This is a genomic window from Kitasatospora purpeofusca (assembly GCF_042691725.1).
Taxonomy (GTDB): Bacteria; Actinomycetota; Actinomycetes; order Streptomycetales; family Streptomycetaceae; genus Kitasatospora; species Kitasatospora purpeofusca_B.
In genome coordinates, this window is record NZ_CP170483.1 from 725,610 (window position 1) to 738,820 (window position 13,211).

At 75.2% G+C, this 13,211-nt stretch carries 12 protein-coding genes; 9 read left to right on the forward strand and 3 right to left on the reverse strand.

Features of this window, described 5'->3' with window-relative positions:
• Positions 1-42 precede the first annotated feature (42 nt).
• On the forward strand, positions 43-1,422 hold the full coding sequence (locus ACFCLZ_RS03205) for a serine hydrolase domain-containing protein (protein WP_380283084.1): 1,380 nt from the start codon (positions 43-45) through the stop codon (positions 1,420-1,422).
• A 54-nt stretch (positions 1,423-1,476) separates the two neighbouring features.
• Here ACFCLZ_RS03205 and ACFCLZ_RS03210 read toward each other — a convergent pair whose 3' ends face one another.
• Positions 1,477-1,887: a hypothetical protein gene (locus ACFCLZ_RS03210; protein WP_380283085.1), complete on the reverse strand. Its 411-nt coding sequence runs from the start codon at positions 1,885-1,887 to the stop codon at positions 1,477-1,479.
• A 282-nt stretch (positions 1,888-2,169) separates the two neighbouring features.
• Here ACFCLZ_RS03210 and ACFCLZ_RS03215 point away from each other — a divergent pair, with 282 nt between their 5' ends.
• A complete protein-coding gene (locus tag ACFCLZ_RS03215; protein WP_380283086.1) occupies positions 2,170-3,042 on the forward strand; it encodes a GNAT family N-acetyltransferase in 873 nt (290 codons plus the stop codon).
• Complete coding sequence (locus ACFCLZ_RS03220; RefSeq protein WP_380283087.1) at positions 3,039-3,863, forward strand: lysophospholipid acyltransferase family protein; 825 nt, start codon at positions 3,039-3,041, stop codon at positions 3,861-3,863. Before ACFCLZ_RS03215 ends, ACFCLZ_RS03220 begins: the two co-directional genes overlap by 4 nt.
• A 225-nt stretch (positions 3,864-4,088) precedes the next feature.
• On the opposite strand, the gene ACFCLZ_RS03225 is transcribed toward ACFCLZ_RS03220, so the two are convergent.
• Positions 4,089-5,657, reverse strand: a complete 1,569-nt coding sequence (locus ACFCLZ_RS03225; protein WP_380283088.1) for an MFS transporter — start codon at positions 5,655-5,657, stop codon at positions 4,089-4,091.
• Positions 5,658-5,805: 148 nt separating this feature from the next.
• Here ACFCLZ_RS03225 and ACFCLZ_RS03230 point away from each other — a divergent pair, with 148 nt between their 5' ends.
• The 3 genes from ACFCLZ_RS03230 to ACFCLZ_RS03240 all read left to right on the forward strand — a co-directional run bounded on the left by ACFCLZ_RS03230 (position 5,806) and on the right by ACFCLZ_RS03240 (position 9,291).
• Positions 5,806-6,486, forward strand: a complete 681-nt coding sequence (locus ACFCLZ_RS03230; RefSeq protein ID WP_380283090.1) for a TetR/AcrR family transcriptional regulator — start codon at positions 5,806-5,808, stop codon at positions 6,484-6,486.
• A 133-nt stretch (positions 6,487-6,619) separates the two neighbouring features.
• Complete coding sequence (gene pip, locus ACFCLZ_RS03235; protein WP_380283091.1) at positions 6,620-7,579, forward strand: prolyl aminopeptidase; 960 nt, start codon at positions 6,620-6,622, stop codon at positions 7,577-7,579.
• 161 nt (positions 7,580-7,740) lie between these two features.
• Entirely contained in the window at positions 7,741-9,291 is a 1,551-nt protein-coding gene (locus ACFCLZ_RS03240; protein WP_380283093.1) for an esterase/lipase family protein, read from the forward strand.
• A gap of 16 nt (positions 9,292-9,307) precedes the next feature.
• Here ACFCLZ_RS03240 and ACFCLZ_RS03245 read toward each other — a convergent pair whose 3' ends face one another.
• Entirely contained in the window at positions 9,308-9,889 is a 582-nt protein-coding gene (locus ACFCLZ_RS03245) for a MarR family winged helix-turn-helix transcriptional regulator (protein WP_380283094.1), read from the reverse strand.
• 80 nt (positions 9,890-9,969) lie between these two features.
• On the opposite strand from ACFCLZ_RS03245, the gene ACFCLZ_RS03250 reads away from it, so the two are divergent.
• The 3 genes from ACFCLZ_RS03250 to ACFCLZ_RS03260 all read left to right on the forward strand — a co-directional run bounded on the left by ACFCLZ_RS03250 (position 9,970) and on the right by ACFCLZ_RS03260 (position 13,177).
• On the forward strand, positions 9,970-11,292 hold the full coding sequence (locus tag ACFCLZ_RS03250) for an MFS transporter (RefSeq protein WP_380286421.1): 1,323 nt from the start codon (positions 9,970-9,972) through the stop codon (positions 11,290-11,292).
• Complete coding sequence (locus ACFCLZ_RS03255; protein WP_380283095.1) at positions 11,289-12,296, forward strand: YdcF family protein; 1,008 nt, start codon at positions 11,289-11,291, stop codon at positions 12,294-12,296. The genes ACFCLZ_RS03250 and ACFCLZ_RS03255 overlap by 4 nt, the downstream gene beginning before the upstream one ends.
• Positions 12,297-12,493: 197 nt before the next feature.
• Positions 12,494-13,177, forward strand: coding sequence for a DUF6445 family protein (locus tag ACFCLZ_RS03260; RefSeq protein WP_380283096.1), 684 nt, complete (start codon positions 12,494-12,496; stop codon positions 13,175-13,177).
• Positions 13,178-13,211 lie beyond the last annotated feature (34 nt).

Here is a 13,211-nt window from a genome sequence, read left to right on the forward strand (position 1 = left end):
ACGAACCCGACCGAACCCGCCTGCACTACGTCAGAGGATCAGATGACCGACCTGTCCGACGAACTGCTTCCCACCACCCGCCGCGCACTGCTGCACCGCCTGGCCGTCGCCCAGACCGAGGGCCGCGCCCCCTCGGTGGTCGCCGCCGTGCTCCGGGACGGGCGGCTGGTCTGGAGCGGTGCCCGCAGCATGGTCGACGACCACGCGCCCACCACCGACGTGCAGTACCGGATCGGCTCGATCACCAAGACCTTCGTCGCCGTCCTCGTCCTGCGGCTGCGCGACGAGGGCCTGCTCGACCTCGCCGACCCGCTCGAGCGCCACCTGCCCGGCACCCCCGCCGACGGCGCCACCGTCGCCCAGTTGCTCTCGCACTCGGCCGGCCTCGCCTCCGAGACCCCGGGGCCGTGGTGGGAGCGGACCGACGGCGCGCTGCGCCCCGCCCTCGCCGACCTCCTGGAGGAGGAGCGGCCGCGCCGCCACCCCGCCGGGCGGCTGCACCACTACTCCAACCCCACCTACGCGCTGCTCGGCGCGCTGGTCGAGCGGCTGCGCGGCGAGCCCTGGGGCGAGGTGCTGCGCCGCGAGGTCCTCGAACCCCTCGGCATGGACCGCACCACCCTGCTCCCCGAGCACCCGCACGCCGGCGGCTTCGCCGTCCACCCCTGGGCCGACGTCCTGCTGCCCGAACCGCTCACCGACACCGGCCTGATGGCGCCCGCCGGCCAGCTCTGGTCCACCGTCGCCGACCTCGCCCGGTGGGCCGCCTTCCTGGCCGGCGGCCACGAGAAGGTGCTGTCCGCCGACACCCTGGCCGAGATGCGCCGCCCCGCCGTCGCCCCCGACACCGACGACTGGACCGAGACCTACGGCCTGGGCCTCCAGCTGATCCGGCACGAGGGCCGCACCCTGTTCGGGCACGGCGGCTCGATGCCCGGCTTCACCGCCGGCCTCTGGGTCAGCGACGCCGACGGCCTGGCCGCGATCGCCTTCGCCAACGCCACCCACGGCGCCCGTACCGGGCAGGTCGCCGCCGAACTGATCGCGATCACCGCGGAGCACGAGCCCCGGATCCCCGAGCCGTGGCGCCCGCTGCCCGAGGTCGACGAGCAGCTCCTCGCCCTCACCGGCCCCTGGTACTGGGGCGCCGCCCCGCACACCCTGCGGCTGGCGGCGGGGCGGGCGCTGGAGCTCTCGCTGCTCGGCAGCGGCGGCCGCGCCTCGCGGTTCCGCGCCGAGGCCGACGGCACCTGGACCGGCCTCGACGACTACTACGCGGGCGAGACCCTGCGGGTGGTGCGGGCCGCCGACGGCTCGGTGAGCCACCTGGACGTCGGCTCCTTCGTGTTCACCCGCGAGCCCTACGGCCCGGCCGAGGTCGTCCCGGGCGGACTCGACGCGGAGGGCTGGCGGGCGTACTGACCGTCCCCCGGCGCGCGCCGCCCCGGCTCGCCCCGCCCCGCCGCTACCCGCCCGCTACCCGCCCGTGCCCCGGGCGGGTGCCGGGGTGCCGGCGGGGTGGGGCGGGCGGGCACCGCTGCGCAGCGCGTGCACACCGCGCACCACGTACCCGGCGAGCAGCAGCCCGCCCGCCATCGCGCCCGAGGCGTAGGTGTCCGCCGCCTGCGCCTCGGACCAGCCCGCCGCCACGCCGATCAGCAGGTACGGCGCCGCCGCGACCAGCAGCGCCACGGCCAGCGCCACCAGCGCCGTCCGCGGACGCCGGTCGTCCTCCCAGCAGCGCTCGCCGACCAGGTGCAGGGCGAGCGCCATCGCCACCACCAGGCACCACCAGGGCGAGGGCGCCAGTCCGACCGCCCTCGCCAGCAGGTACACCACGGCGAGCCCGGCCGTCGCCGCCGCCTGGCACACCATGACCCCTGCCATGTCCCTGGCGAAAGTGCGCCAGAGTCCCGCCCCCGGAATCCACCCCATGCAGCGGAGGATAAGGCGGCGCCCCGGTGCCCAACAGGTGTCCCGCACACGTCGGGTGGCCGCATTCAGCAGGTGCACATCTGCGCTCCGCCGAACGGCAACGTGGATGCCAGCCGGTTTGGAGAGACATACGGGTGCCGGTTCACAGACCCGTCGACCGGACGGGCCTGGCCGGGCCGGTGCCACGGCAATCCCCGTGGCCGCCGTCGTCCGCGCTGCCCTGGAGGGTCCGCCATGACCACCGTCCCCACGTACGCTCCGCCCGCAGTCGCCCCCGACCGGGCCGCCACCGCGGCGCCCGCCGCCCGCCAGGACAGCGCCTCCGGCTCCGCCTCGGCCGTCTACACCGTCGCGCTGGCCCGCGACGAGGACGACGTCCGCGCCGCCCAGCGGCTGCGCCACCAGGTCTTCGCCGACGAGCTCGGCGCCACCCTGCACAGCGCCGTCCCCGGCCTGGACATGGACCCCTTCGACGAGTTCTGCGACCACCTGCTCGTCCGCGAGGGCGAGGACGGCGCGGTCGTCGGCACCTACCGCCTGCTGCGCCCCGAGGCCGCCCGCCGGGCCGGCCGGCTCTACTCCGACGGCGAGTTCGACCTCACCGGCCTCGCCCCGCTGCGGGACGGGCTGGTCGAGCTGGGCCGCTCCTGCATCGCCGCCGAGCACCGCGGCAACGGCGCCGTCATCAACCTCATGTGGGGCGGCATCGCCCGCTACCTCGCCGACACCGGCAACACCTGGGTGGGCGGCTGCTGCTCGATCCCCCTGAACGACGGCGGCGCCACCGCCGCCCGGGTCCGGGACACCGTCGCCGCCAAGCACCTCGCCCCCGAGCAGTACCGGGTCACCCCGCACCGCCCGTGGGACGCCACCGGGGTGGAGCGGGCCGGGAAGGCACCGCTGCCGGCCCTGCTCCGCGGCTACCTGCGGCTCGGCGCCTGGGTCTGCGGCGAGCCCGCGCACGACCCGGACTTCGACTGCGCCGACCTGTACGTGCTGCTGTCGCTGGAGCGCACCGACCCGCGCTACCTGCGGCACTTCCTCTCCGGCGTGGGCGGCGTCGGCACGGCGGCGGCCGCCGCCCCGGCCACGGAACAGCTCGCATGAGCGTCTGGCTGCCGACGGCCCCCTGCACCCCGGAGGCCTGCCTGACCGACCCGGCGCCCACCGTCGCCCTCCCCCGGCGGGTCCTGCGGCTGGCCGCCTTCCTGGTGGTGCTCACGGTGGGGCTCGCACTGCTCGTGCCGGCCGGGACCCTGCCGCGCGGGCCGCGCGACCGGCTCGCCCGGTTCTGGGCGCGCGCGCTGCTCGGCTCGCTGGGGGTCGAGATGCGGAGCGGGCCCGGCCCGGAAGCGGTGCCGGGTGCCGGGGGCGGGGTGCTGGTGGTGGCCAACCACGTCTCCTGGCTCGACATCCCGCTGATCGCCGCCGTCCGCCCCGGCCGCCCGCTGGCCAAGACCGAGGTGCGCCACTGGCCGGTGCTCGGCCCGGTGATCGCCTGGGGCGGCACCGTCTTCGTCGACCGCGACCGGCTGCGCACCCTGCCGGCGACCGTCGCCGAGGTGACCGCCGGGCTGCGGTCCGGCGAACCGGTGATCGCCTTCCCGGAGGGTTCCACCTGGTGCGGCCGGGAGAGCGGCCGCTTCCACCCGGCCTTCTTCGAGGCCGCCGTCCAGGCCGGGGCCCCCGTCCAGCCGATCGCGATCCGCTACCGGCTGACCGACGGCCGCCCCACCAGCGCCCCCGCCTTCATCGGCGAGGACGGCCTGCTCACCTCGCTGGCCCGGGTCGTCGCCGTCCGGGGCCTGGTCGCCGAGCTGACCTACCGCACCCCGATCACCGCCCCGCCGGTCGACCCGGCCCACCCCTGGGAGGCCCGCAAGGCACTCGCCCGCACCGCCCAGAGCGCGGTGGAGGGCATCCGCTGAGGCACCCGCCGAACCGCGGGCCCAGTACCGGTTTCCGGTTCCGCCGAACAGCAGTGGGCGCGACCGGGAACCGGGACCTTCCGAGCGTCGAGTCCGGGGCGTGGTGCCCGGTGCGGGGATCGCGGTCGGACACGGGTTCGCGTGGCTGCTCCGGTGGGCCGGGCCGGTCGCCGGGCGGCCTCGGCCCTCTCGTCCGGGCCGCCGCCCCCCGTAGGACGACGGCCGCTACACCCGGGCCCCGGTGGGAAGGTCCTGCGCGGCTCCGGCGGCGGCCGGGGCCGCCGGCCGGCCGGAGCCGCTCAGGAGGAGGGCGACCAGGACCGCCGCCAGCGCGAGGGCCGCCGAGCCGCAGCGCAGGGCGAGGTGGATGCCGTCGGTGAAGGCGTGCTCGACGGCGTGCCGGACCGGCGGCGGGAGCGGGGTGGTCGGGGTGGTGGTGGCGGCCAGGGTGTCGGTGGTGCGGCCGAGGGTGTCGGGCGGCAGGCCGAGGCCGGTCAGGGCGGCGGTCAGCGCGGTCGCCAGGCGGTGGGTCAGGACGGCGCCGAGGACGGCGATGCCGAGGACGCCGCCGAGTTCGCGCAGGGTGTTGACGGTGGCCGAGGCGGTGCCCATGCGTTCCGGGGCGACCCGCTGGAGGACGGCGATGGAGACCGGGGTGAAGGTCATCCCCATGCCCAGGCCGAGCACGAACAGCGTCCACAGGTACTCGGCGTAGCGGGCGTTCTCGCCGTACAGGGACAGGCCCGCCAGGCCCAGCGCGCACAGGGCGATGCCCAGCACCAGGGGCAGCCGGGGCCCGTGCCGGCCGGTCAGACGGGCCGAGACGGGGCCGGCGACGACGATCATCGCCGTCATCGGCAGACCGGCGAGGCCGGCGGCCGTCGGTGACCAGCCCAGCACGCCCTGCATCAGCAGCGGCAGGAAGAACAGCGCGCCGAACATCCCGAAGCTCACCATGAACCCGCCGAGCAGCGCGCCGCCGAGCACGCCGTCGCAAAACAGCCGCAGGTCCAGCATCGGCTCGGCGATCCGCCGTTCGAGCAGCAGGAAGGCCGTGAGCAGCAGCACCGCGAGCACCGCCGTGCCGAGCACCCGGGTGTCCGTCCAGCCGCGCTCGGGGCCCTCGACCAGGGTGTGGACGGCGGCGCCGAGGCCGGCCGCGGAGAGGACGAGGCCGCCGAGGTCGACCCGCCGGGCGCGGCCCGGGACCGCGGGCAGCACCCGGCCGGAGAGGACGAGCGCGGCGATGCCGATCGGCACGTTGATCCAGAACACGCTCGCCCAGCCGAAGGCCTCGACCATGGGTCCGCCGACCACCGGGCCGACCGAGAGGCCGAGCGCGGAGACGCCGGACCACGTCCCGATCGCCCGGGTGCGCTCGCGCTCGTCGGTGAACACGTGCCGCAGGATCGCGAGGCTGCCGGGGGTGAGCAGGGCGGCGCCGACGCCCTGGAGCATCCGCGCGGCGACCAGCGTGCCGACGGATCCGGCGAGCGCCGCGGCGGCCGAGCCGGCCGTGAACAGGGCGAGCCCGATCCGGAAGACGACGGTGCGCCCGTAGCGGTCGCCGAGCGCGCCGCCGGTGAGCAGCAGGGCGGCGAAGACCAGGCTGTAGCCCTCGACCACCCATTGGAGGCCGGTGATGCCCGCGTCGAGGTCCCGGCCGATGCGGGGCAGGGCGTTGTTGACGATGACGTTGTCCAGCATGGACATGAACATGGTGATGCAGAGCGTCGCGAGCGCGAGCCGGCGGCGCCGGGCGCCGGGCGCCGCGGTCCCCTCGGTCTCCCCCATCGGATGACCCCTCCTGGTTCGATCACGGAAAGCCCCTAACGGTGTTAGAGGCCGGTTCGACGGGAGACAGCGTGCACCTAACGGTGTTAGATTGCAAGCGGGATCGCAGCCCGCCCGACGAACAGCGACGACGAACAGCGAGGACCCCATGCCGGCCGACGAAGACGCCGCCCAGCCCGGGCTCACCCGCGAGGCGCTCGCGCAGGCCGCGCTGCGGGTACTGGAGCGCGACGGCCTGGCCGGCCTGTCGATGCGCAAGGTGGCCGCCGAGGTCGGGGTCAAGGCCGCCTCGCTCTACTGGCACGTCCGCAACAAGGAGGAACTGCTGGACCTCCTCAACGACGCGCTGATGGCCGACGTCGAGGCCCCGCCGCGCACCGGCGACTGGCGCGACCAGCTGCGCGGATACTGCGAGCGCCACCGCGCCCACCTGCTCAGCCGGCGGGACGCGGCCAAGGTGGTGGCGGGCCGCCTCGCGCCCGGGCCGAACCTGCTGCGCCTGATGGAGGACCAGCTCGACCGGCTGCGCGAGGCCGGCTTCTCCGCCGCCGACGCCGCGATGATCTCCTACCTGCTCGGCGCGTACGTGCAGGGCTTCGTGCTCCAGGAGCAGTCCCCGATGGCGGCGGCCGAGACCACCGGCACCGGCCGGCGCCGGCTCGCCGACGACGCCGCCGAGCGGTTCCGCGCGCTGCCGGCCGCCGAGTTCCCCAACCTGGTCGCGATGGCCGGCGACCTCACCGGGCCGGACCTCGACGCCCGGTTCGCCTTCGGCCTCGAACGCATCCTCGACGGACTGGCGGCGCTGCTCCCGCCCGGACGCCGCTGACCGCCCGCACAGCGCCGGCCGCCCCAACACCCGTCGGCCCTCCGGGCACCGGACGAAATCGTTCGACCACCGTCCGTCAGGCCGCTAGTGTCACGGGCGCCCGCACGATCCGCCCGTCCGAGGAGGCGCCCGTATGACCACGTTCCATCCCGTCGGCGAACCGGACGCGGAAGGCCTGCTGGACGTCGGCGACGGCCAGCGGATCCACTGGCAGGTGTCCGGCAACCCGGACGGCAAGCCCGCCGTCGTGGTGCACGGCGGACCGGGCTCCGGGCTGAACACCGGCAACCGGAGGTACTTCGACCCCGAGCGCTACCGGCTCGTGCTGTTCTCCCAGCGCAACTGCGGCCGCAGCGAACCGCACGCCGCCGACCCGGCGACCAGCCTGGAGCACAACACCACCGCGCACCTCGTCGCCGACCTGGAACGGCTGCGCGAGCACCTGGGCATCGAGCGCTGGCTGATGTTCGGCGGCTCCTGGGGCTCCACACTGATCCTCGCCTACGCCCAGGCGCACCCCGCGCGGGTGTCCGAGATCGTGCTCAGCGCCGTCACCACGACCAGGCCGGAGGAGATCGACTGGCTCTACCGGGGCGTCGGGCGGCTGCTGCCCGGCCCCTGGGAGGCCTTCCGCGACGCGCTGCCGCCCGAGGACCGCGACGGCGACCTGCTCGCCGCGTACGACCGGCTGCTCAACGACCCGGACGAGTCCGTGCGCCGCGCGGCCACCACCGCCTGGGCCACCTGGGAGGACGCGGTGATCGCCCACGAGACCGAGGGCTCCCCCCACGCCTACACGGACCGGCCCTCCGAGGCACTGACGGCCTTCGTCCGGATCACCGCGCACTACTTCTCCCGCCGGGCCTTCCTGGAGCCCGGCCGGCTGCTGCGCGAGGCGCACCGGCTCTCCGGCATCCCGGGCGTGCTGATCCACGGTGCGCTCGACCTCGACAGCCCCCTGGACACCGCCTGGACGCTCGCCAAGGCCTGGCCGGACGCCGAGCTGACGGTGATCCAGAACGCCGGGCACACCGGCTCCCCCGCGACCGGCGAGGCCGTCCTGGCGGCGATGGAGCGCTTCGCGGGCCGCTAGCGCCCCCGCCGCACCCCCACACGGGCAGTGACGGGCCATCAACCCTCCGAAGCCGGGGGGTGACAGGCCGGCGCCGGCCCCCGACACTGGGGGGAGAAGCTCCCTTGTCAACGGGTCGGCCGGCGCCGGCCGGTGCCGGCCGCGGAGAGGGCAGGCCGGCCATGAGCACGCCGTCCGCCGGGCTCCCGATCATCTACGTCCGGGGATACGCCGGAGGCACCCCCGGGATCGAGAAGGCCGTCACGGATCCGTTCTACGGATTCAACCAGGGCTCGACGCACATCCGCGTCGGCCGCCAGGACAACCCCGTTCTCTACCAGTTCGAAAGTCCGTTACTGCGCCTGCACCTCGACGAGGGCTACCACATCGTCGTGGAGGGCGGACCGCGGCCGGCGAAGGAGGAGGACCCACCCCCCGAGAGCATCTGGATCCACCGCTTCTACGACATCTGCTCCGGCGCCTGGGGCGGCCGGCCGCAGCCGTTCGACCTGGAGACCGCCGCCCGTGACCTGCTGAAGCTGATCGACCACGTACGGGAGCGGACCGGCGCGCGCCGGGTGAACCTGGTCGCCCACTCGATGGGCGGACTGATCTGCCGCTGCCTGCTGCAGAAGATCATCCCGACCGAGCGCGGCGAGCGGGCCACCGACTACGTCGCGAAGCTGTTCACCTACGGAACGCCGCACGGCGGCATCACCTTCGCCGTCGGCTTCGGCGTCCCGGAGGCACTGCGCGACCTGTTCAACATCAACGGCTCCGACATCTTCGGCCCCGAGCGGATGTACCAGTACCTGACGCCGGACCCCGACCCGGACGGGCCGCCGGACGGCTGGCGGGCGGTGGACATCGCCGACGACGACGGCAGCGGGGGGCCCGCGGACGCCGCCGGCCGCTTCCCGCTCGACCGGGTGTTCTGCATGGTCGGCACCAACTCCCAGGACTACGACGTCGGCCACGGCGTCTCGGCCGAGGCCGTCGGCCCGCGCAGCGACGGACTGGTGCAGATCGAGAACGCGCAGGTCACCGGCGCCAACCGGGCGTTCGCGTACCGCAGCCACAGCGGCAGCTACGGGCTGGTCAACTCCGAGGAGGGCTACCAGAACCTGCGCCGCTTCCTGCTCGGCGACCTGCGGGCCGCCACCGACCTCGTCGACGTCCGGCTGCCCGCGGACGAGGAGGTCACCTGGCAGGCGGAGGTGCGGCTCACGGTGCGCGGACTGCCGGTGCTGATGCACGAACGGGCCGCCCCGCACTGGTGCCCGATCCAGCTGTCCGACCCGACCGAGGCGAGCCTGCGCGCGCGGGCGGCGACCGCCGGGGACGGCGCCGTCCCGCTCGCGACCACCTTCCTCTCCAGCCGGCTGAGCCCCGACGAGGCGGGCCCGCTGCGGTTCGTCCTCGACCTGAACCTGCTGTCGCTGCGCGAGACGCACGGGGTCTTCGGCTTCGGCGACCACCTGGAGCAGACCGCCGACTTCGCCGACACCCTGATCGTCGACGTGGACCCCGGCGGTCCGCGCCCGGCGGCCTGGGCGCAGTGGAACTCGGAGGTGCCCGGGGCGATCCGGGACCTCCGCCCGACCGGCGACCCGCTGCCCGACGAGGACCCCCGGGCGGGCTCCTGGCTCGCCCGCATCCCGCTGCCGGCCACCACCCGGCCGATCCTCGGCCCGGACGCCCGGATCCGCCTCACGGTCGGGCCCTGGAACTGACGCGGGCCACGCCCCGTCAGGCGTGCCAGCCGGTCTCCGGCCGGTCGGCCTCCGGGCCCTCGGTCCGCACCTCGGGCGCCGGCTGCTCGGCGGCCAGCAGGACGCGGCGCAGCAGGTCGGAGAGCTGGCGCCGTTCGACCGGAGTGAGGACGCCGAGCAGGCGCTGCTCCTCGCGGCCGACGACGTCCATCGCCTGCCGCCAGGCCAGCCGGCCCTTCTCGGTGAGTTCGACGTCGACCCGGCGGCGGTCGTCGCTGGAGGGGGTGCGGACGACGAAGCCGCGCCGCTCCAGGGCCTCCAGACGGCCGGTCACCGAGGCCGGCGCCAGGCTCAGGTCGGCGCGCAGGTCGGAGGGGGTGGCCCGGCCGCCGCGGCCGGCCAGCCCGTGCAGGGTGTCGAACTCGTGCTTCTGCAGGCCGTAGTCGGCCACGCCCTGCTCGCGGACCCGGCCGAGGTGGCGGGTCAGCTTGCTCATCCGGGTGACGGCGCCCTCGACGTCCGGGTCGAGCTGGGGCAGCACCGGCCGCCAGCGCTCGACGTGGCCGTCGGTCCAGTCGCGGGGCCTTCCGGCCGCCGCCCGGTGGGTCGCGGGTGTCATGCCCCGAGTCTAGGGCCGGTGAGCTGCGGATTCGGGTCCCCGATATTTCGTTGCCGAAATTTCGGTACCGAAATACAGTGCTGCCCGTGACCCAGAACCAGCACCCGCTGCGCCTGCGCGGCTTCCGGCTGCTCTTCCTCGGCCGGACGATCTCCACCCTCGGCGACGCCGTCGTCCCCGCCGCCCTCGCCATCGCCGTGACCAGAGCGACCGGCTCCGCCGGCGCGCTCGCCCTCGTCCTGGGCTGTGCGATGGTCCCGCGCCTGCTGCTGCTCCCGCTGGGCGGCGTCGTCGGGGACCGCGTCAATCCCCGGCTGGTCGCGCTCGTCACCGACCTCGTCCGGGCCGCCGCGCAGGTGGCCGTCGGCCTCGAACTCCTGGCCGACGATCCCCGACTGGGCCCGATCGCGGCCGCCTCGGCGGTCGGCGGGATCGCCTCCGCCTTCGCCATGCCGACGGCGACGCCGCTGGTCGCCGCCACCGTGACGGGGCCGCAGCGGATGCGGGCCAACGCCCTGCTCGCCTCGGCCGTCAACGCCGCCCGGCTCGGCGGCCCGGCCCTCGCCGGGCTGCTGGTCTGGACGGCCGGCGCCGGCTGGGCGTTCCTGCTGGACGGCGCCTCCTTCCTGGTCAGCGCGGCGCTGCTGACGCGGCTGCGGGTCCGGCACACCCCCGGCGAGCGCCGTTCGCTGCGCACCGACCTGCTGCACGGGTGGGGCGAGGTGCGCTCGCGCGACTGGTACTGGACGAGCCTGGTCGGCCACGGCGTCTGGAACGGCGCCGCCGCCGTCCTGCTCACCCTCGGCCCGCTGATCGCCAGCCGGCGCCTGGGCGGGGACGGCGTGTGGATCGCCATGACGCAGGCCGCCGCGTGCGGCGTGCTGGCCGGCTCGCTGCTCGCCGGCCGGTACCGGCCGCGGCGGCCGCTGCTGGTCGCCAACCTGGGCCTGGCGCTGTACGCCCTGCCGCTGGCCGCCCTCGCCGTGACGGCGCCGGCCCCGGTCACGGTGGCCGCGTACGCGCTGGCGATGACCGGGCTCGGCTTCCTCAGCCCGGTGTGGCAGACCGTGGTGCAGCAGGAGTTCCCGCCGCAGGTCCTGGCCCGGGTGACGTCCTACGACTGGCTGCTGTCGCTCGCCGCCGCCCCGCTCGGATACACGCTGGCACCGCTGGCCGCCGACGCCTGGGGCAGCACCGGGCCCCTGCTGGTCACCGCCGCGCTGGTCGCGCTCGCCTGTGCGGGAACCGCAGCCGTCCCGGGCGTCCGCCGGATCGGACGGCCGGTGGAGGCGGACCCGGACGGCACCGGCGCGGCGGTCGCAGCGGATACTACCGGCGGGTATCCCGCCGACGAGGAGGCCCCCGTCGAGGACGTCCGGCGGAACCCTACGATACGGGCATGATCGCCTATGCCCCAGCGGCCTTCTTCTTCCTCCTCTGCGGGATCGGAGTCCTCCGCGACCGACGCCGGTTCAGCAACGCCGTCCTGCTCGGCATCGCGGTCTCGCTCCTCGCCCTCGCGCTGGTCGCCGAACTGCGCCGGGCGCCCACCCTGGTCGTCGAGCTGGCGGTGGTCCTGATCGCCCTGCTGCCGTTCGTCGGCACCGTCGCCCTGGTCTGGTTCCTGCTCTCCAACGGGCTGACGATGATCCGCAAGGAGGGGCGGCGGCCGGCGAACCTGCTGTCCCTGCTCGCCGGCCTCGGCATCCTCGCCCTGATCGGACTGTTCGCCGCCGCCGTGGCCACCGGATCCGAGCGCATCGGCATCCTCGCCGCGACCGCGCTGCTGGTGGTCGGCTACGTCTCCTTCCTCTTCGTCTGCTTCGTCGGCTACGCCTTCCTCTACCAGCGCCACCGGCCGCGCGGCGACGTCGACTTCGTCGTGGTGCTGGGCTCCGGGCTGATCGGCGGCGAGCGGGTGCCGCCGCTGCTCGCCAGCCGGCTCGAACGCGGTCGCGATCTCTACGAGAAGCAGGCCGCGCGCGGCAACCCGCCGGTGCTGATCACCTCCGGCGGCCAGGGTCCGGACGAGAAGCTGCCGGAGTCCCACGCGATGGCGGACTATCTGGTCGAACGCGGCTTCCCGGCCGAGCGCCTGGAGCGCGAGGACCGCTCGCGGACCACCGAGGAGAACCTGCTGTTCAGCAAGGTGATCATGGAGCAGGCCAAGCCCGACTACCGCTGTGTCATCGTCACCAACAACTTCCACGCCTTCCGGGCCGCCCTGACGGCCCGCAAGACCGGCGTCAGCGGCCAGGTCTGCGGCTCCCCCACCGCCCGCTACTACTGGCCGAGCGCGACGATCCGCGAGTTCGCCGCCGTCTTCCTCGCCCACAAGCTGGTCAACCTCGGGATCTGCGGTCTGCTCGCCTTCTGCGGACTGGCCGCCGCGACCTTCGGAGCGTAGTGAGGCGCTGACCGCCGCCGTTCGGACGGGCGGCCCCGACGGGCCCCGGTGGTCCGTTCGCGCACAGGTGCGCGGGCGGCCCGCCGGGGCCCGTTCGCGTGGGTCGGCCGGTGCGGCGCGGGGCCGGTCGTGGCCTTGACGAAAGGTTGACCTGCTCACGGCAGAACGTTGGGGGCGGCGAATCCTATGGTCGGCCCATGCCTCCACTGTCCGCCGGACGGACCGCCCCCCTTCCCGTCCTGCCCTACCGCAAGCCCACGCCCGGCCGCGACTACTGGGTGTTCGACGACGTCCTGCCCGACCCGGACGCCGTCCGGCGGCGCTGCCTCGACCGCGACGACTGGACCGAGGGCTACCCCTACCGCCCGGAGACCTGGCCCGGGCTGCGGACCATGCCCGGACTCGCGCCCGAGGAGCTGGCCCGCGTCGAGGCACTCGTCCGCAAGGCCACCGGGGCGCCGCGGCTCTGGGTGCAGGGCGCCCCGGGCGGCGGCACCCTGAACCACAACTGCGTCCAGCTCGTCGGCGCCGCCGAGTCGGAGCCGCGCCCGCACACCGACTCCCGCGCCCTCTGCCGCTACGCGGCCGTCCTCTACCTCAGCCCCGGCGCCCCCAAGGCCGCCGGAACCGGCTTCTACCGCCAGCAGTTCCCCGGCGGCCGCCTCGGCGGCAACCTGGTCACCGCCCCGCACCACAACCTCGTCGAGGCCCTCGGCACCCGCCGCGTCCCCTCCGACGCCTTCACCGAGGACGTCCGCGTCCCCAACCGCTACAACCGCCTGCTCGTCTACCACGCCAACCTCATCCACAGCGCCACCTCCTACCACGGCCTGACCCTGGAGGACCGACGCATGACGGCGGTCTTCTTCTGGATGGCCTGACCCACCGCCGGGCGGCGCGACTCCCGACGGCCCG

Bases quoted from the DNA above. Each gene is read 5' to 3' on its own strand.
- ACFCLZ_RS03205 (WP_380283084.1), top strand. From the start codon at position 43: ATGACCGACCTGTCCGACGAACTGCTTCCCACCACCCGCCGCGCACTG.
- ACFCLZ_RS03210 (WP_380283085.1), bottom strand. From the start codon at position 1,887: ATGGCAGGGGTCATGGTGTGCCAGGCGGCGGCGACGGCCGGGCTCGCC.
- ACFCLZ_RS03215 (WP_380283086.1), top strand. From the start codon at position 2,170: ATGACCACCGTCCCCACGTACGCTCCGCCCGCAGTCGCCCCCGACCGG.
- ACFCLZ_RS03220 (WP_380283087.1), top strand. From the start codon at position 3,039: ATGAGCGTCTGGCTGCCGACGGCCCCCTGCACCCCGGAGGCCTGCCTG.
- ACFCLZ_RS03225 (WP_380283088.1), bottom strand. From the start codon at position 5,657: ATGGGGGAGACCGAGGGGACCGCGGCGCCCGGCGCCCGGCGCCGCCGG.
- ACFCLZ_RS03230 (WP_380283090.1), top strand. From the start codon at position 5,806: ATGCCGGCCGACGAAGACGCCGCCCAGCCCGGGCTCACCCGCGAGGCG.
- pip (WP_380283091.1), top strand. From the start codon at position 6,620: ATGACCACGTTCCATCCCGTCGGCGAACCGGACGCGGAAGGCCTGCTG.
- ACFCLZ_RS03240 (WP_380283093.1), top strand. From the start codon at position 7,741: ATGAGCACGCCGTCCGCCGGGCTCCCGATCATCTACGTCCGGGGATAC.
- ACFCLZ_RS03245 (WP_380283094.1), bottom strand. From the start codon at position 9,889: ATGACACCCGCGACCCACCGGGCGGCGGCCGGAAGGCCCCGCGACTGG.
- ACFCLZ_RS03255 (WP_380283095.1), top strand. From the start codon at position 11,289: ATGATCGCCTATGCCCCAGCGGCCTTCTTCTTCCTCCTCTGCGGGATC.
- ACFCLZ_RS03260 (WP_380283096.1), top strand. From the start codon at position 12,494: ATGCCTCCACTGTCCGCCGGACGGACCGCCCCCCTTCCCGTCCTGCCC.